This is a genomic window from Nostoc sp. (assembly GCF_036917655.1).
In the GTDB taxonomy this organism is placed as follows: domain Bacteria; phylum Cyanobacteriota; class Cyanobacteriia; order Cyanobacteriales; family Nostocaceae; genus Nostoc.
Map to the genome: position 1 here is coordinate 14,491 of NZ_JBALCY010000002.1, position 18,385 is coordinate 32,875.

The 18,385-nt window shown below is 41.6% G+C and carries 18 protein-coding genes and 1 pseudogene; 3 read left to right on the top strand and 16 right to left on the bottom strand.

Going from position 1 to position 18,385, the window contains the following annotated elements:
* Positions 1-112 precede the first annotated feature (112 nt).
* Positions 113-247, top strand: coding sequence for a hypothetical protein (locus V7K30_RS00770; protein WP_334996181.1), 135 nt, complete (start codon positions 113-115; stop codon positions 245-247).
* A 107-nt stretch (positions 248-354) separates the two neighbouring features.
* On the opposite strand, the gene V7K30_RS00775 is transcribed toward V7K30_RS00770, so the two are convergent.
* The 3 genes from V7K30_RS00775 to V7K30_RS00785 all read right to left on the bottom strand — a co-directional run bounded on the left by V7K30_RS00775 (position 355) and on the right by V7K30_RS00785 (position 1,297).
* On the bottom strand, positions 355-558 hold the full coding sequence (locus V7K30_RS00775) for a hypothetical protein (protein ID WP_334996183.1): 204 nt from the start codon (positions 556-558) through the stop codon (positions 355-357).
* An 89-nt stretch (positions 559-647) separates the two neighbouring features.
* Positions 648-908, bottom strand: a complete 261-nt coding sequence (locus tag V7K30_RS00780) for a hypothetical protein (RefSeq protein WP_334996185.1) — start codon at positions 906-908, stop codon at positions 648-650.
* Positions 909-1,099: 191 nt separating this feature from the next.
* Positions 1,100-1,297, bottom strand: a complete 198-nt coding sequence (locus V7K30_RS00785; protein WP_334996187.1) for a hypothetical protein — start codon at positions 1,295-1,297, stop codon at positions 1,100-1,102.
* A 169-nt stretch (positions 1,298-1,466) separates the two neighbouring features.
* On the opposite strand from V7K30_RS00785, the pseudogene V7K30_RS00790 reads away from it, so the two are divergent.
* Positions 1,467-2,183: pseudogene (locus V7K30_RS00790) on the top strand (glutathione S-transferase family protein); the annotation flags it as partial.
* 399 nt (positions 2,184-2,582) lie between these two features.
* Here the strand turns inward: V7K30_RS00790 and V7K30_RS00800 are convergent.
* From V7K30_RS00800 to V7K30_RS00810, 3 genes are all read right to left on the bottom strand, one after another.
* Positions 2,583-4,481 (bottom strand): ABC transporter ATP-binding protein/permease, encoded by a 1,899-nt coding sequence (locus V7K30_RS00800; protein ID WP_334996189.1) that lies wholly within the window; start codon positions 4,479-4,481, stop codon positions 2,583-2,585.
* 194 nt (positions 4,482-4,675) lie between these two features.
* Entirely contained in the window at positions 4,676-6,046 is a 1,371-nt protein-coding gene (locus tag V7K30_RS00805; RefSeq protein ID WP_334996190.1) for an MFS transporter, read from the bottom strand.
* A 2-nt stretch (positions 6,047-6,048) separates the two neighbouring features.
* Complete coding sequence (locus V7K30_RS00810) at positions 6,049-7,323, bottom strand: glycosyltransferase family 4 protein (protein ID WP_334996191.1); 1,275 nt, start codon at positions 7,321-7,323, stop codon at positions 6,049-6,051.
* A 432-nt stretch (positions 7,324-7,755) separates the two neighbouring features.
* Between V7K30_RS00810 and V7K30_RS00815 the strand changes: the two genes are divergently transcribed.
* On the top strand, positions 7,756-8,589 hold the full coding sequence (locus V7K30_RS00815) for an aldo/keto reductase (protein ID WP_334996192.1): 834 nt from the start codon (positions 7,756-7,758) through the stop codon (positions 8,587-8,589).
* 64 nt (positions 8,590-8,653) lie between these two features.
* Here the strand turns inward: V7K30_RS00815 and V7K30_RS00820 are convergent, their stop codons facing one another.
* From V7K30_RS00820 to V7K30_RS00865, 10 genes are all read right to left on the bottom strand, one after another.
* Positions 8,654-9,607, bottom strand: a complete 954-nt coding sequence (locus V7K30_RS00820; protein ID WP_334996193.1) for an isopenicillin N synthase family dioxygenase — start codon at positions 9,605-9,607, stop codon at positions 8,654-8,656.
* Between the two features lie 70 nt (positions 9,608-9,677).
* The gene (locus V7K30_RS00825) at positions 9,678-10,685 is read right to left on the bottom strand and encodes an isopenicillin N synthase family dioxygenase (protein WP_334996194.1); all 1,008 of its coding nucleotides are present in this window, start codon (positions 10,683-10,685) and stop codon (positions 9,678-9,680) included.
* An 81-nt stretch (positions 10,686-10,766) separates the two neighbouring features.
* Positions 10,767-11,450, bottom strand: a complete 684-nt coding sequence (locus V7K30_RS00830) for a radical SAM protein (RefSeq protein ID WP_334996195.1) — start codon at positions 11,448-11,450, stop codon at positions 10,767-10,769.
* A 102-nt stretch (positions 11,451-11,552) separates the two neighbouring features.
* On the bottom strand, positions 11,553-12,458 hold the full coding sequence (locus V7K30_RS00835; protein ID WP_334996196.1) for a hypothetical protein: 906 nt from the start codon (positions 12,456-12,458) through the stop codon (positions 11,553-11,555).
* A gap of 98 nt (positions 12,459-12,556) precedes the next feature.
* The gene (locus V7K30_RS00840) at positions 12,557-13,522 is read right to left on the bottom strand and encodes a hypothetical protein (protein ID WP_334996197.1); all 966 of its coding nucleotides are present in this window, start codon (positions 13,520-13,522) and stop codon (positions 12,557-12,559) included.
* A 17-nt stretch (positions 13,523-13,539) separates the two neighbouring features.
* A complete protein-coding gene (locus V7K30_RS00845) occupies positions 13,540-14,628 on the bottom strand; it encodes an SGNH/GDSL hydrolase family protein (protein WP_334996198.1) in 1,089 nt (362 codons plus the stop codon).
* Between the two features lie 13 nt (positions 14,629-14,641).
* Positions 14,642-15,931, bottom strand: coding sequence for an SGNH/GDSL hydrolase family protein (locus V7K30_RS00850; RefSeq protein WP_334996199.1), 1,290 nt, complete (start codon positions 15,929-15,931; stop codon positions 14,642-14,644).
* 10 nt (positions 15,932-15,941) lie between these two features.
* Positions 15,942-16,106 (bottom strand): DUF5989 family protein, encoded by a 165-nt coding sequence (locus tag V7K30_RS00855; RefSeq protein ID WP_096564133.1) that lies wholly within the window; start codon positions 16,104-16,106, stop codon positions 15,942-15,944.
* Positions 16,106-16,513 carry an SxtJ family membrane protein gene (locus tag V7K30_RS00860; protein WP_334996200.1) on the bottom strand — a complete coding sequence of 136 codons (408 nt, stop codon included), beginning with the start codon at positions 16,511-16,513 and terminating at the stop codon, positions 16,106-16,108. The genes V7K30_RS00855 and V7K30_RS00860 overlap by 1 nt, the downstream gene beginning before the upstream one ends.
* Before the next feature lie 5 nt (positions 16,514-16,518).
* The gene (locus V7K30_RS00865; protein WP_334996201.1) at positions 16,519-18,357 is read right to left on the bottom strand and encodes a carbamoyltransferase family protein; all 1,839 of its coding nucleotides are present in this window, start codon (positions 18,355-18,357) and stop codon (positions 16,519-16,521) included.
* Positions 18,358-18,385 lie beyond the last annotated feature (28 nt).

Here is an 18,385-nt window from a genome sequence, read left to right on the forward strand (position 1 = left end):
ATGTTAGCTACTTTCCTGATTGAGATGTTTTTCTCTTATATGTGCTGCAACTATTTTTTCTCGAAGCTCGACAGAGGATGACTTCATTTAAAAGTATTTATATTTTAGTCTAGTGTACCTCATTACAGACGGAAGTGCTGTATTCAAAGAGTTCTTAGTTGGTTTGGTGGTTTTGGGCTTGGTAGTTTTGGAGGCTTTCGGTTGTACTTTTGCGGCTGGTGTTAGCAGTCTTAGTGAGGGGAATTGAAGTACAACTGGTTGAGTTTCGATAGAATTGTTGTGAGGCTCTAATTCTAATGTCCAGGGATCTAAAATTTCCTCAAAACGTGATGTAACGAAGGGGATTTGTTAAAGTTAGACTTCTAGCTGTTCAGTGTTAGATAGTGCTTGAAATTGAGGTGCTGTTACTGTTGATTCGGAATTGGTATTTGATTGTGCAACTGTAATAGGTGGTAATGGCACAACGTAAAGTCCGTCGATAAAATCGAAAATCATCAGAGCAACAAAGCTCATAACAATAAATTCAATAGCTTGGGTGAGTGTAGATTGAATATCCATTGTATTTCCCGAAATTTTTGTAATGTTCACAAAAGTTACGCGAAGCGCTAACAGCCTCGTAATCAAGTACGATCCGAATACAAGAGGTTTTAAAAAGGAATATGAATTTCTTCACCTTTAAACAAATTCATGGGTTGACTAAAGTTTGAAGGGGTACTTAAGTTTCGGACTATTTTGTAGTTGGTTTGATGCCAACAAGTATCACTAAAATAATTATTTAGCCATTCTTTTAGGTAACTTTTTAGTTCAAAATTATTCGCAATTAACTCTTTTTCTTCAGTTGTCCAAACTCTTTCAATCGCGTCAGAAACAGCTTCAAAAATCGAGTCTTCTAATTGTTTCGGATTCATTTAGATGTATCAGTTCAATAATTTTCACTCTCTTCCCGCAAAGCGATCGCTTATGAAGTGGGCGGTTACGACATCGCACAGAAACTGTGTAAAATACGCTAAATACACGGGTAAAACTTCTGCCAATGCTTGATTACGTCAGTGCAGGAATCGCGTTTTACATCACTTTGTTTCCAGTACAAGAGTGGCTATTAGAATTCCGCCTGGGTTATCTTGGACGCTACTGGAGTCTGATGAGCGCTGCTGGCCAGGGCAAACACATCTAAATTACTCTTGATCACAACGAAGGTTAAGAACCAACGAAAAAATCTTTCCTTTCGCGTTTGATTATTTTTTAAGCCCCAAAGCGATCGCCTAAAGTTTTCGCAATAAGCAAGAGTTAATGACATAAGTTTTAGTGCCTTAAACTCCAGCATCTTGTCATCAGACCCCCGCAACTGAACCCCTGGCGTGAGAAACTGCAACAGATTCAGATTTTCTAGTAACAACACAGCAGGTAACAGCTGCCCTTTGTTAAAGTCGGGTTTGCAAACCGAATTCTCAAGAGCCGGTGTACCCAACCGAGAAAAATTTATTGGAGTGGTGGCTAAGGTCGAGTCGGCTCTGGGTTGCACCCCAAGTCCTTACTTTCTATCGGGCTTCGGTATCGTCGATGTGATTTTTACGCCCTATCTCGAACGGATGAATGCGAGTCTTTACTACTACAAGGGTTACTCCCTGCTTTCGGAAAACCCTCGCTTGAGCGCATGGTTTGCGGCAATGGAAAGCCGACCGACCTACAGAGGTACCCAGAGCGACTTTCACACCCATGTACATGATTTGCCACCCCAGATGGGAGGCTGTTGGGAAAACGGCGAAACCCAAATGCTTCTCAATAAAGCGCGGGTAGATTACGGACCCTGGTTCGGGCTACCAGATGTTACTTATCCAGAACCCGAAAACTCGCGTATGGAAGCTCTTCAACGAACTATCGAGCATCGCATCAATATTATCCGAGTCAATCCCTTAGATGATAAATTGTTTGATCAAGCCCTACGTTGTGCTTTAACACACATGATGAGCGATGAACACTGTGTACCTCCATTGGGATCTGATGTCGCTCTACGATATTTGCGCGATCGCATTAATGTACCGCGAGATATGTCCATCTACGCAGCCAAGCGATTGAGGGAATCCCTGGAGAAAACCGCAGCCCTTGCAGGTGATGGGCAGCCAGATCCCATTCCCACTAAGCATCGACGAGATCAAGACCCGTCTAACTTTGTCATCAAGTAGGATTCAGGTATCCATCCTGGCATAGAGCGCTTCTTTAAAAAGAGATTGAAGCTCTTGCTCGGTTGTCATAAGTTTCTATCTGAAGAACCGTTTTTTAACTTAATATCTCATTAATCTCTGATTAATCTCCCAAAATTAAATAAAGTTGTATCAAAAGACATAGAAACGCCTATCGCTGGGGCTTAGATCGGATGTACGCTGTGGGTTACAGGGTTTACATTTTCTCTTGTTCATGAATTCCTAATTCTTGATCAATTATCTCCACAATTCCTATATCATCTATAATTCCTGCTATTAGCCCTCAATGATCTATATCTTGAACTTCTACTTCTATGTCCGTTTTCATCTTAGTTACTTTCAATACACTCAAATTTTAGGTTTAAATAAATATTTTATAATTTAACCTGCTGAATGTGGGTTATGAGACAACCCTTCGACTATGCTTGTTTCTGATTGAATTAGAGATTTATCTTGAGACGAATCATCTATTTTTATTTGAGGATTTGTGGAAGGAATAGTAACAATTGCTTTTTGAGTCCGATAATCCTGCACGGTCACAAGTCGCCAACTAGAATCTTGTGAAAGTTCCAGAACCCATTGATGATAATTAAACAGGCTTTCTCGATGCCCAACACTGATAAATGTTGTTTTCGTCTCTTGTAACTGTTGATATAACCTTCCTTCATTTTCCAAATCTAAAGCACTCGTTGCTTCATCTAATATAGTAAAGCTAGGATGAGTAACTAACAGTCGCGCAAAAGCTAGGCGTTGTTGTTCTCCTATCGATAATATATTCTCCCAGGGAACTTCTGTATCAAAGCCATCGACTCGACTAAGTAAGTTTTGCAGGTTGACTTGTTGCAAAACTTCTTTGAGTTCTGCGTCGGTCATTTGACGATTTGTATTAGGGTAGAGTAACTGTTCGCGCAAAGTTCCCAAAATTATATATGGGCGTTGGGGCAAAAATAAGACTTCTTCTAAAGGAGGCCGTACCAGACGGCCAGTCCCTGCATTCCACAAACCAGCGATCGCTCTCAGTAGAGAACTTTTACCTCGACCACTAGGCCCAACAATCAATAAACCTTCTCCCGATTGAACAGACAACGATAAATCTTCAACGATTACCTGTTCATAGTTGGGCGTTTGTAAAGTCACATTCTCAAAAGCAAGACGATTCTCTTCTATAGTTTTAATCGTACTAACATTCTCTGGCTCTTTGGTAACAGCTTCTAACGCATCTGAAAACTCAGCTAAACGCTCAACGTAACTCGAAAATCGCCCAGAAGTTCCAAATTCATTGATTAATTCTGCCATAGCGTTAGCAAACAAACCAGTAGCTAAACTGGCTTGGCCAACTTGTCCGAAATCAATTTCACCATTAATATATAATGGCCCAAGTACTAGAAACGGAAATATTTGGATAATAGCCTGATATCCTCTGTTAAAAATTTCCTTACCTCTCTCCCAATTAATCTTGCGTTCAATATTTTTCAGGAGATTACTAAATCGGCGCTGAATTATATTTGATTCTTGGTTTTCTCCTTGAAAAAAAGCTATCGATTCAGCGTGATTACGAACATGAGTTAGGGAATAATTATATTCAGCTTTAAGTTCAAGTTCCTCTTGATTAATCTTATTCAATTCTTGAGTTAAGTAAATAGCAATCAAATTTCCTATAACCGTATAAACAAGCATAACTATAGCGATCTGTCGGGAAATTGACCAAACAATTACTAAAAAAGCCGTCATTTCAAGCACTTTTTCTAAGAAAGTAGCTGAAAAAGTTAGAGCATTACTGGTAATGGGTTCAATTTCTTGAGATATACGTTGATCTGGGTTATCAATATCAGATTGAAAGTTAATTCTATAATAAGCACGATTACTCAAATATGTTGATAGTGTGCGATTATTTAGCCATTTGTACCAATCAAGAGCAACTTTTTTTCTGATAAATTTAGAAAATCCTACCAAGAAGGTTACGCAGATCAGGCTAACGCCGTAAATTGACAATATTTCAGTAAACTTAGTAATATCTTTCTCTTCAATGATCACATTGACTAAATAGTTACTAATGAAGGTATTGAAGGCAGCTACGGCCACGAGTGCGATTATTAATAAGATCAAGAGAATGAGCATTCCCCATGCGCGAATCACGTCTGAAAATGCTCTGTCTCCTGGCTCTGTTGGATACCAATAAGGCCCGGCGATCGCTCTAACATTCTCCCAAAATTGATTAAAAGCCGAAAATGGCGAAGTAGTATCTTTTAAGGCTTGATTGCGAAGAACTTGGGCTTGCATATTTTATAATAAGTGCGTCGAAAATTTTCTATTACTGTATCACTGAAGTCAAGGCAAATATAGCCTGAAAATATTATTGGATAAGCTTTTTAGCTATTGCTTTTTTAGAAATCATCCTTGCCTAGTTTGCTTTGAGTTAGACAAAGGTGGCGACAACTGGAACTAAAGAATAAGGGTTTGAGTAAGACATCCTCTCAGATATTCGGCAAAGCAGAAGTCGATATAGCTGCGATGGCAACTTCATCAATCACATCAGGTAGTTCATCTTCCACAAGTCGTAGGCGAGGGTAGAAGTAGGCAATACAAGTTGCTGAGATGGTCAAAACTCCCATGATGATGCACAGAAGCCCCATACCACGACCTGTACCGACACCAATAATTTGTCCGATACTACCTGCCAACAAACCATCAGTAGCCATTAAGGGTTCAAACACCTTTTCTGCCAAAGGCCCTATCGTAATATAGCCTAGAGGTAAACCTACGGCTTCGATCGCTCCTTTAATAGAAAATACTCTACCCTGCACTAATGGTTCTACTTTCGACTGAAAAATAGCTTGTGTTGAACTAGCAATTATTGGTCGGATCAAAAAGAATAAGAAGATGCCGACAATGAAAACAAAAATAGAAGCTTGCAAACCGGCAACGAGAAGAAACACACCCGTGAGCAGCATACAGCTATATATCGTATTCATGTTACGCTCTAGACCTCCCCAGATACCAATCAGTAAACCCCCTGCTAAAATAGCAACGCCAAAAAGCGAAAGAATAGTGCCTAAAACTGTTACGGGAGCAAAAGATAACACCAGAGGTATAGTGATAACCTGAACACATCCTACAAGAAAAAGGCTATAAGCTGAAATGATTAACACTCCTAGTAGTCCTGGGCGAGCCAATAAATAGGTTAATCCATAAGTTGTTTCTTTAAGAAAAGAACTTTCCTCAATTGCAACAACAGGAGTGCTGGATTTAGGAAACTGAAGCAGCAATAAAAGAATAATACTCAAAAATACGGTAGTTAAATGCAGCACGATAATTCCTTGCAGAGAAATCATCCCTAACAAGATACCTCCTAAAGGTGGTGCGACAAGCCGCGCCGTACCGTTCATGAAACTCAGCATTCCATTCGCACGACCAAGGTGTTGTTTTGGTACTAGTAAGCTTATGGAAGCGATGAAAGCGGGTATCTGAAAAGCCATGAAGATAGCACCGAAAGTATTGGCTAAGTAAATATGCCATACTTCCAATCGACCGATGATAAATAAAGCACCGATCGCCACTGTTGCTAAAGTTGCAAATAAATCGCTGAGAATCATTGTCCATCTCCGATCCCACCGATCCACTAATAACCCAGCTACAGGTGCAAGTAAGATCAGAGGTAAAGTATTGGAAAGCGTAATAAGAGCAAATTGGGTGACAGAACCTGTCTGTTCGTAAACCCAAACATCCAAAGCAAATGCGGTGATGCTGCTACCAATAGATGCAATCAGCTGTCCCAGCCAAACAATGATAAACAGTTTCATCTCACGGAAAATAGTCAGTGGGGTTTTTTCTATACTTGCTAACACGATCAACTCCTAAGTGTATGCATATTCAAACTTTTCATCATTACTTGATATTGGTGCAATAGCTTTTGCGCCTGATGATCCCAATCAAACTTTTCAACTGCTTGACGGTTTCCAAGTTCTCCCATTGCAATTCTGAGATTGTCATCTAAAAGCAGCCGCAGCATTGCGTCGGCTAAAGCATCCGCATTTCCGCGTTCGACCAATAACCCTGTTTTCCCATCCTCTATCAGTTCGGGGAAAGCACCCCCACGGGTAGCAATAACAGGCAATCCCATTGACATTGCTTCGATAATCGGCATTCCAAATGCCTCATTCCAAACAGATGGAAAAATAAATATATCTGCTTGCTGATAATACTCAAATAGCTCAAAATGGGGAACTTTGCCCAGAAAAAACACCGAACTGATTGCGTTAGAAGCAATTCGCTTTTGCAATTGCTCCCGATAGCTACCTTGGTAATAAGGAAGAATATTCTGAATTTGCGGGTCTTCTCTATCAAGTGTGTACCACGGGACTAATGCGGTTTCTGAACCGACAAGTTTTAGCTGTACTTGGGGATAACGAGACACTACTTTATTAAAGGCATCAATTAAAACGTGTATACCCTTCTCTGGTGAAATTCTACCCACAAAAAGAATTTGTTTAATATCTTTTTTCTTGGCTTCTTGATTGTGATGATTAGGGACAGCGAAGTGACGAGTATCTGCACCATTATATAAAGTTTGGCTGTTAAGATGAGGCAAGTATTTACGAACCTGATTTTTTAGATAATCGCTGCATCCAATTACTAAATTGACGGACTTAAGGTGCTGTTCAACCATTGCTGGATCGAACAATGGGAGAAAATCACTATGTATATGTAAGACAATTTTCGCTTGTGGGTTATAGGCACGCATAAGGGGAACGAATTGAAAAACAATGTTCATGTGAATCACATCACATTGTTGTGCTTGAATATCCTTGGCAACTCGTCGGTAAAATTCACAATAAAATAATTTAGACGCATAGAAAGGTCGTTGAGGGTGGGATATATTCCAGCTATCAAGAAAGTTTAATGGTTCTAATATTTTATCGAGCCATGATTCGGGAATGCGGCGATAGGTAATGCCATCTTCGTGATATTCAAATTCTTGATAGTGACCTTTTGAGCCATAGAATAAAACTTCATGACCAGCACGAGCTAAACGTCGCGCCAAGGCATAAGATACTAAGCGAATTCCTCCATTTTTAGGGGGTTCGGCTAGGGTGACAGGATAATCGAAGAAGGCAATTTTCATAATGAATTAGATGTTTCTTTTAGGTAAAAGCTAAATATAATATAGCGGTTCTCAGTTGAGTGAGATACAAGAACCCCACCCCCAACCCCCTCCCCGCAAGCGAGGAGGGGGGTATGACGTACCTCATTTAGGAAACGCTATAAGTTGGGTGTTTGAAATTAAGATTTTTATCAGAAAAGGCGCAAAAAAGAGAGCAAGGTTTTTTGTCTAGTTAATATAAGTAATTCGGTACAAATAAACCTAATCATGTAACAGAATATAAAAACCACAAGACCTTTGCGATTGCTTCATTCCACTTCGTTACATTCGCAATGACATACATTGAAATTTTCACGCCGACTTACTTACAAGTTAAATAATTGTGTTTTATTGTGCAAAAATATTTGAAAATAAGTGGAGCTAGTTTGGAAGTTTTAAGTTAAGAAATTGCTGATGAAAACTATTTGTTTACCATCCGGTCGATTGATGCCAGTATTGGGAATGGGAACTGCGGGATTGGGTGAAGCGATCGCCCAGCATGAAAGTGAGATTGTTGCTTTGCGTCGCGGAATCGATTTAGGGATGACGTTGATTGATACGGCAGAGATTTACGGTGAGGGTAGGGCGGAAACGTTAATTGGCGAAGCGATCGCTAATTGTCGTTCATCAGTCTTTCTCGTTAGTAAGGTTGCGCCTCGCAATGCAACTGGGCAAGGGGCGATCGCAGCTTGTGAGAATAGTTTACGACGGTTGCAGACGGATTATCTCGACCTTTATTTGCTGCATTGGCGGGGGCCTGTAACGTTATCAGAAACGTTGGCAGCATTTGAGAAGCTGAAACAATCTGGCAAGATTCGAGATTATGGCGTTGGTAATTTTGATGTTGAGGACATGGAAGAAGCCAGTGCTTTACCTGGAGGTGAAGCCATTGCTACAAATCAAATCCCCTATAATTTACAGCATCGCAATAGTGAATGGAAGCTATTATCTTGGTGTCAGCAAAGAGGAATCCCGATAATGGCGCATTCACCTTTGCTACAAGGCGAACTACTCAAACATCCCAAATTGCAATCAATTGCCCAACAGCGCGGGGTAACAGTTGCAGAAGTGGCGATCGCTTGGTTGTTGCATCAAGAGGTGATAGTATTTCCCAAAGCCAGCAGTATCACCCACGTTGAACAGAATCGCGCTGCCCTTGATTTGCAGTTAACAAAAGAAGAACTGAGTGCTTTGGACGTTGCTTTTCCCCCACCATCTGCACCTATTGCCCTGCTTGAGAATTGGTAACGGAATAATTCGTAATTAAGAAGTTTCTGGGGAGAACAGGTGATTTACTTTTGCCTGTTCCTTTTCATTGAGGATTATTAAATCTTTTTGCTAAATCTTCAGTTTTATGTTTGTAATATTCCTTTGTCAGGATCGGCGGGTATTTAGGAGATTCGTCTGTATCTAAGCAATTTTCAATACAGGCGATTTCTGTATCATCACCAGGAGAGAGAAAGAAAGCTAAAGAGTATCTTTCTGGAAGACTACGGGCATCGGCTGGCATCAGTACCCGATGTTTGGTAGCAGGGAATTTATCGTTTGTCCATCGCTGCATGACATCTGCAATAAAAACTATCGCTGTGTTAGGGAGTGGGGGCGCAGCAATCCATTCTCCGGCATTGGTGCAAACCTCTAGTCCGCCATTTTCATCCTGAAAAAGTAAGGATAGACTGCCCCAATCTGTATGTTCCTCGAAGCGGGCTTCTCCGGGTTGGGGAGGTTCAGATACTTCATAGTAGCGATGTAAAAGCCCATAGTCGGCTTGTTGAGGATGGCGATCGCTAAAGTATGATTCTGGTAAGTTTAGGGCAATGGCGATCGCTTTGAGAATACGATTACCAGCGTCATGACAAGCTGTGAATAATTGCTGAACAGCATCACGAAAAGCGGGATGCTGTCCCAGGTGATGATGAACCTGATGCGCCACAGGGGAATCTGTTTCGATCTGTTCTGTTAAAACAGCTTCGCCGAAGACGAATGCTTCCCGAAAGTCACCGTTATATTTAGTGTAAAAGTATCCAAGAGCTGCGCCGTCTTTCCAAGCTAGTTGTCTTTTTTCTGCCTCTGGTAGCGCAAAGAAGCCATTAGCATTGGTAAAGGCTTGGTCAATTGCATTTTGAGGTACACAATTTTTCAGATAAAAGCAGCCAACTTCTTGAATAGCTTGTAAGAGTTGGTCAGCAGTAAACTGATGTAAATCAAGGATGGGAATCTGCGTGAAAGTGGTAGTTTGTTGTTCGAGTTCTTGAATTGAGTTCATAAGTCAAAAGTCGGTGGATTATAAACGCAAAGGGGCGCAGAGGGAAGCGCAAAGGTATGCAGAGTTATACTCAACTACGTCCGTATTTTGTGGCTCGATCTTTGGTTCTATTCAAGAGATGATCGCCTACAAAAGTTGGGGGATATTTGGGAGATTCATCTGCCTTTAAGCAACTTTCTAAACAAGTGACTTCCACATCATAATTAGGAATCACAAAAAAGCTAAATGAGTACCTTTCTTTTACTTTCTGAAAATTAGTCGGTACGGAAACTCGGTGAGGTGTGGCGCAAAATTTATCGTTTGTCCATCGTGACATCATATCTGCGGCCATTACCAAAACTGTATTAGGAACTGAAGAGGTGGTGATCCACTCTCCTGGAGGTGTGTATACTTCTAGTCCTCCGCCTTGATCCTGAAATAGCAAGGTGATGCTGCCTAAATCAGTGTGTTCAAAAAAGCGAGTTTGTCCTGTTTTGGGAGCCTGGGAGATATTGGGATAGTAATTGAAAACTCCGGCGTGGTTTTGCTGAGAATGTAAATCGGTAAAGTAGGAATTTGGTAGTTGCAATGCGATCGCAAATGCTTCCAACACATTCAAAGCACATTCCTGGCTAGCTTGAAAGAATTGTTGCAAAATTTGACGAAATTCTGGCGGATTTTCTGGCCATTGATTAGGGACATCCAAGGACTCTGTATAATCGTCAGCCCCGGATTTGTTTGGGTCAAATTCATTAGCAAAACTAAAGGACTCGTGTAATTGCCCTGGTTGATCGCCAATGAACATTTTCTCAAAGGGTATGTAACCCCGACTACGCCCAGTCACTGCTGAGGCTACTTTCTCTTTTTCTGCTAATGGCAGTGTAAAAAATCTCTCGGCTTGAGCAAAGGCTTGATCAATTAAAATTTGAGAGATACCATTTTTTAAATAGAAGCAGCCCATTTCTTGAATAGCACAAGCAATTTGCTTGGCAACTACTTCTTTGGTATTGCTGTCACCCACAAGAAAGGGGTGAAAATCAATAATTGGTATCTGCGATGTAACAGTTGCTTGCTTTGTCAATTCATTAATTGAAGTCATAGTTAAAAATTTGGTGATGTTTTCTGGAAAATTGATAGCATTTCTCTCCGAGTAGAAAAGCTTTTTTAGCAAAATTAATAATTATTCTTCACGCATTAAATCACAAGTGCTACATAGCGGAATTGAGTTAAACTCATACTCATTCGTTCTGCCAAGGTAATCTTTAACAGAACCAACAATACCTGTTCCATTAACATCTATACAACAAGTATTGATACTTCCATCCCACAAAACTACAACTCGCTTTTTTGTTTCAAAAATACAGGGCTTATACTCTTGTATAGAACTAGTCAAAGTTCGAGTTGATCTAGTTTTAGTAGCGACTTGTCCCGCCCAGTCATGCTTTTCCTGCTGATGAGGATTATAGGTATAGACGATAGACAAAGGAATAGAATTTTCCTTCAGCATTTCTTGAATACGCTCTTTCTGCCCGACAAGATGTTCCGATAAATAAATGTCACGCATACCTAATTCAGACAAGCGCCATGCTATTGCCTCATCAAAGAGTATCCCGTTTGTGATAAAATTGCACTCAATTCCCTTAGCTTTAGCATAGGAGATAAACTCTAATAGTTCAGGGTGAAGTAGGGGTTCTCCAAAATTATTGAGATATAAATTTTTTTGTCCACATTCAATTGCTAATTCAACGACATCTACAAATGTAGAAAATGACATATTTCCTTTTGCTCTACTTTGAGATGGATGAGGACAGTAAGAGCAAGTAAGATTACAAAAATTGGAAATTTCGACTTGATAAATATACATTTTTTTAACTCTTAAAATATCAACAATTACTCAAGATGATCGTTGATTTGGGCGCGGAGTAAATGAGTTTTTGAGTATGATTCATGCTGCCTATTGAGAAGGCTAGTAACATTTGTGGTATACAGCGCGATCGCCACCCACAACAAAGGTGTCAATACAGTTTGGACTCCGAGAAACCGCAGCCGGTGCGGAAGCAGAGTAACCACCGAGATGCTGCCAATCGCTCCAGACTGAACCATCCCATGCCTTACGGTACATCGCACCATCACAGCCAACAGTAAAAATATCTAGCCGATTTTCAGCAACAGAAGTGGCGGCGACACCATACTGGCAATACCCTCCCAGGTTTTTCCAATCACTCCAAGTTGAGCCATCCCACGCCTTATGATAAATCGCACCATCCCCCCCTAAAACAAAAGTATCAATGCAGTCTGTGCCGCGAGAAACCGCAGCCGGTGCAGCAAGACAGTAACCTCCGAGATTGTTCCACTCATCCCAGGCTGAACCATTCCAACGCTTGTAGCACATCGCGCCATCAATACCGACGGCAAAAATATCCAGCCGATTATCACCAACGGAAGCGGCGGCAACACCATAGTGGGAGTACCCGCCAAGGTTTTCCCAAGTACTCCACTTTGAACCATCCCACCATGTGCGATATGTAGCGCGATCGCTACCCAAAACGAAGGTGTCAATGCGGTTCTTTCCCCAAGAAACCGCAGCTGGCGAGGAAATGCAGTATCCTCCAAGTCTTTGCCAATCGCTCCAAGTTGAGCCATCCCACCACTTATGCCATAGAGGGCCAATACTCGCGGTGAGCAAGATATCTAAGCGATTTTCTGACCAAGAAGTGGCTGTTACACCATACTGACAGTATCCGTCTAAATATTCCCCATCAGTGGAAAATATTGGCATATCTGTTGTTGAGGCGGGACTCATTGCTGGAAATGGCATACCCCCAGTAGGTTGATCGTGAGAAATTTCTGCTTTATTTATGCTTGTTGTCATTGGACTCTTTTCTTCCTTCTCTACGAGACGCTGCGCGTAGCTTGCTTCTCCGTAGGAGTATGCGTCCTTGGCGGTTCGTTAACTAAAACGTTTTTGAATTAGAATTTTCCACCTACGCTATACCACTTGTGGTAAACTGCGCGATCGCTACCCAACACAAAAGTATCAACACGGTTTGGAGCCGAAGCAACCGCAGCTGGTGCAGCAATAGAGTAGCCACCCAGATTATTCCAACCGACCCAGTTTGAGCCATCCCAGTATTTCTGGTACACTGCACCGTTACGAGCAATGATGTAAATATCTAGGCGATTTTCCATTCCAGAAGCAGCCGCAACACCATACTGGGAATAGCCACCGAGTTTTTCCCAACCACTCCAGCTTGAACCATCCCAATACTTTTGATAGATGGCGCGATCGCTACCCAAAGCAAAGGTGTCAATCCGGTTTAATCCCCAAGAAACCGCAGCTGGTGTTGAAATACAGTAGCCCCCCAGTCTTTCCCAATCACCCCAGATTGAGCGATCCCAAGACTTTTGGTATATAGCTCCATCCCAGTTGACGATAAAAAGATCCAGGCGATTTTCAGTTCCAGAAGCAGCCGCGACACCATATTGAGAGTAGCCGCCAAGATTTAGCCAATCACTCCAGGTTGAGCCATCCCAGTATTTGTAGTAGACGGAGCGATCGCCTCCAATCACAAAGGTATCAATCCGGTTCTCTCCTCTGGCAACGGCAGCTGGTGCAGAAATACAGTAGCCCCCCAGCCTTTCCCAATCACTCCAGAGTGAGCCATTCCACTTTTTGTGGTACATAGCGCTATCTTTGCCAATGCTAAAGACATCCAGGCGATTTTCTCCTCCAGAAATGGCAGCTATACCGTACTGAGAATACCCGCCAAGATTTTCGCCATCCATCGCAAAAGATGGCATATCTCCTAACGAAGCAGCCCCCATCATCGGGTATGGGGTTGGTGGAGGATAGGGCATACGTACAGAAGCGTCTTGAAGTTCCATTTCCAACGGTGGCATCTGGTTAGATATTTCCTCGGCGGTTGTTTGGCTCATTGTCATTTGATTACGAATTACGAATTATTTAAAGTATCTAAAATTACCTTGGCAGCTAATTGATGTCCCGCAGGATTCCAATGACCATCGATATCAAAGTAAAGCTTTTCTGGTGTGCTATTTTTTCTAAAATCATCAGTTAGATTGACACAAGTTACATCTTGTGATTTAGCAACGTCACATAAACGCTGATAGCCAATCTCTTCATTTTTGAGCAAATCTACATTCTCAGGAAATAACTGGACGTAATCTTTGATATAAGTTGATTCTTTTGAAGGTACAAGAAAAACAAACAGCTTAACTTGATTATCTTTAGTCAAACGAATGATTCGTGATAATGCCGCTTCTACTTTGACAACCCCATCAGATATCAAATAATCGCTATCTACACCTACTCCTGATTCAGGTGCTGCCAGCGATAAATTAAATAAAGTTAAACCATTTTTGGCTTCTTTAGAGATAGAAGTTCCAGTTCTTATTGGCAAGTTTTTTTTGTTATTTTTCCAGACAAGCTGGTACAAAAAGGTTTTTTCATACCAAGGTGAAAAACTTCTTTCTTTCAGTGTATTATATATCTTTTGACCAATATCTGAAGAATAATTAGTTAAATCATTAGCAACTATGGATAAGATGACATTGTGAGGTTTATATTTGGCGATCCATTCATTAAATAATGTTTCATATTGGGCAAAAGAATAACCCGGAACACCTAAATTAATTACTGGTTGCTGCAATTCTGATTCTACAAGTCTGGGAAATATTTTTTCCTCACTGATCCATTGACCCCATGTAAAGGAATCTCCAATAAAATACAAGTTAGATTTTGTGTAATCTCTCCCTATATTGCGAAATCCATAACTATCTGTATTAGCAACTTCTGTAACTTTTGCTTCTTGCCAAACAGTTTTAAAATCCTTCAGATTTGATTTTGGCTTGTAGCCTAATTGGGCATCAGGTTGAATAAACTGATAAAAAATTTGCGCCTTGGACTTCTGCGGGGCAGCAACTCCGGTAGTAATGGCAAAAGTTTCGACGATTAACAGCCCAACTATAACTCCAGCCAGCATGAGCAATAAATTTTGTAGCCAAGGCTTTATTTTTTGCATAAAGTCTTATTAATTACGAATTACGAATTACAAATTGTTGACAGAGTGTTTTAGCAACAATTTCCCCTGCTAACTGATGTCCCAAAGCATTCCAATGTCCGTCGCAGCGAAAAGTATTATCAAACCCATGTAAGCAAACATTATTCTGCTCGGCATAAGCCTGAAAAGATTGTCCTAAATTGATGGTGGTAAAACCTTCCCTTTCTCCTAATGCTGTGATCCGCTTTTCTGGATAAAACCAATCTGTAACTCCTGATATTTCCTGATTATGACGCACGATAGCATCAGGATTAACTTGGAGCGGAGTTGTTAGCATCACCACAGCAAAATTTGCTTTTTTGGCAATTGTTTTATTATGGATTAAGCGAATTAGTTCTTCTGTTTGTTGCCATGCTTGTTGCCATTCCGGATCAGTTGTGGTGTTATAGACAAGCTGTTCTGTTTGCTTTAATAAATTCTGCCATTCAGGGTCAGTATAGGGTGACAGTGTTGCAGATTTGGTTCCCAACTGGAGGTCTTGTTTTTTATTATCTTGATGAGGAAGTGGTAAAGCATATTTGGCTTGTTTTAAAAGCTGTAAAATCCGTAAACGGTCTTGAACTTGCAGATAAACCTGATGCCACGATGACTTTTGTGAGCGATAAATATCCATATTCATAAACGAATCATCAACTACCCAATCACCATCTCGCTCAACAAAATAGGGTTTCATGAGGGCGCTATTATCCATAGCAGTCTGACTCACCATTTTCTCGGTGAGAGTGCGAGAGTTGTTGATCACATCGTTGCCAGGATAAAAATTCAGGAGTACGAAATCAGGTGAATATTTCCAGACTTTTTCTTGCAAAGCGATCAGTTCTTGATCGGTTCCATAACCATTTACTCCAAAGTTCATCACTTCTACGTCACGACTTGCTAGGGTGGGACAATTTTTCAGTTCACGTTCAATAACGGCGGCGATTCCTTGTGTTTGTGGTACTTGGCGTGCTTCTGTAAAAGAATCTCCGAGCAAGGCTATACGGATGGTATTCTGTGGTTTAACTTGGGAATGTTCTCGATCGTGAAAGCCCTCACTGTTGTATTGGATATAGGCTTCTCCTTCGTCATGCACCCACCCAGCCGCATAAGGTCGTCCTGCCCAACCTCTCTGTCGATCAAAGGTATAGAATGTCTTGTATTCAACGCCAGCAATGCGTAAGCCAATTTCCACGATCGCCAGCCCCAAGACAATACCACCTAGCAATAAAGCTAGGGTCAGCGTCACTGCTACCCACCGCTTGAATGATAATGACGATGTTACCACCTGACATTCCTCAAAATAGTGTGTAAATAAAGGGTGCAAGCACGGATGACTGTGCAAACACAATTAAGATACCTAAGAGCAATAGTGTGACGATAAGTGGTAGTAGAAAGAATTTGCGGCGTTCTTTCAGTAATCCCCATAAATCTTTCAGCAAGTCTTGTGTTGTTTCAAACATTAGAACGGTTTCTCCATTTTGTTTATAGGTTTTACTTGATTGATAATGCGATAAGTTTTTACGTCACCATCTAGCTTTCTGGCCATAGCATCATGATGGAACACGCCCCGCATTATTAGACCAATTGGCGTGATTAAGATATAGAAAATAACACTGAGAATTATCCGTGTATTAATCCAACCTAAAACTAGGCCAATCCTCATCCAAATTTGGTAGACACCATTGAGTGTGGCGGGGGCAATCAGCGCCCAAACCCAAAGAATGCTAGCAATTACCCAAGGTAAAATGGGTAAAGACTCATGGTGTATCAAGGGTAGTAGACTACCGAATAAGCCAGCAGCGATCGCACCACCAAGCAGTCCAAAATCCCGTAGTCCTTTCCGATCGAGTTGTTGTATTTCGTTCATCAGCATTAATCTAATTCAAATTCTGTTTTCCAAGATTCATCTTTCTGTACCTGGGGTTGGTTCGATTTAGCGAGGAGAAAATTCTCCAATACCAAGTAATCCATCTCCGTTCTCATAAAACAGCGATAGGCATCTTCTGGGGTACACACAATTGGTTCACCCCGCACATTAAATGATGTGTTTACCAAAACTGCACAGCCCGTTTTTGCCTGAAAATGTCGCAGCAGTTCATAGTACCGAGGATTGGTTTGTTGATGAACCGTTTGAATCCGCGCCGAATAATCTACATGAGTGATGGCGGGAATTTGCGATCGCTTCACGTTTAACTTATCTATGCCAAACAACTCCTCCTGTTCTGTTGTCATGGGAATCCGCAACTCGGCTTTGATTGGTGCAACCAAAAGCATATAAGGGCTGGGACGGTCAAGCTCAAAGTAGTTAGAAACCTGTTCTGCTAAGACAGAAGGGGCAAAGGGACGGAAGGATTCGCGGTATTTAATTTTCAGGTTCATCACCGATTGCATCTTGGGATTACGAGGATCGCCAACGATCGAACGACCTCCCAAAGCTCGCGGGCCAAACTCCATCCTGCCAGAGAACCAACCCACAACATTCCCTTGCTCCAAAATTTCGGCAAGTTCGGGCATGAGTTTGTCATCTTCTAAGTATTGGTAGGGCGCATTCACAGACTGGAGATATTCTTGAATCTCTGTTTTCCCAAAGCAAGGGCCTAGATAGCCGCCCCGCATGGCATCCCCATCGTGAGGAATGCGCGGCTTTTCATGATATTGATGCCAAATAGCTAATGCTGCCCCAACTGCTCCCCCTGCGTCTCCGGCGGCGGGTTGAATCCAAATATCCCGAAAATCTGTTTCTCGCAAAATGCGTCCATTGGCGACGCAATTCAGGGCGACTCCACCGGCTAAACAAAGATAGTCTGTGTCCAGTTCCTTTTTAACTGTTCTTGCCAAACGCAAAACGACTTCCTCGGTAACGTATTGGATAGAACAAGCTATATCCATTTCTCGCTGGGTGAGTTTTCCCTCGCTTTGGCGTGGTGAACCACCAAACAATTGATGAAATTTTGGGGTAGTCATGGTCAACCCCGTGGTGTAGTTGAAGTAGTCCATATTCAACCGAAATGTCCCATCTTCTTTGAGATCCAAAAGATGGTTGAGGATATGGTCTACATATTTGGGTTCACCATAGGGCGCTAAACCCATGAGTTTGTATTCCCCAGAGTTGACCTTGAAGCCCGTGTAGTAGGTGAAGGCAGAATAAAGCAACCCTAAAGAATGGGGAAAATCAATTTCCCATTGGGGAGTGAGTTGATGGTCTTCTCCTAACCAAACCGAGGTAGTTGCCCATTCTCCGACTCCATCGAGGCACAGCACCGCCGCCCGTTCAAAGGGGCTGGGGAAAAAAGCAGAAGCGGCGTGCGCTTGGTGATGTTCAGTAAATAAAAGTTGGGGCAATTGTGCTTTTTTGCAATCTCCGAGGGTTGCCAGTTCCTTTTTTAACAGCGTTTTAAGGTAAAGTTTTTCTTTTAACCAAACTGGCATTGCTGCAATAAAGGAACCTAATCCCTTGGGCGCGTAGGCGAGATAAGTTTCTAGTAGTCGCTCAAATTTGACCAATGGCTTATCGTAGAAAACGATTTGGTCTACTTCTGATAATCCAATCCCTGCTTGTTTGAGACAATAAGCGATCGCACCTTTAGGAAATCTCGCATCATGTTTTTTGCGGGAAAAACGCTCTTCTTGAGCGGCAGCAACAATATCACCATCCACAACTAAGGCGGCGGCACTATCGTGGTAATAAGCTGAAATTCCTAAAATACGCATTTTTTATATAAAACCCCCATTTTTATTT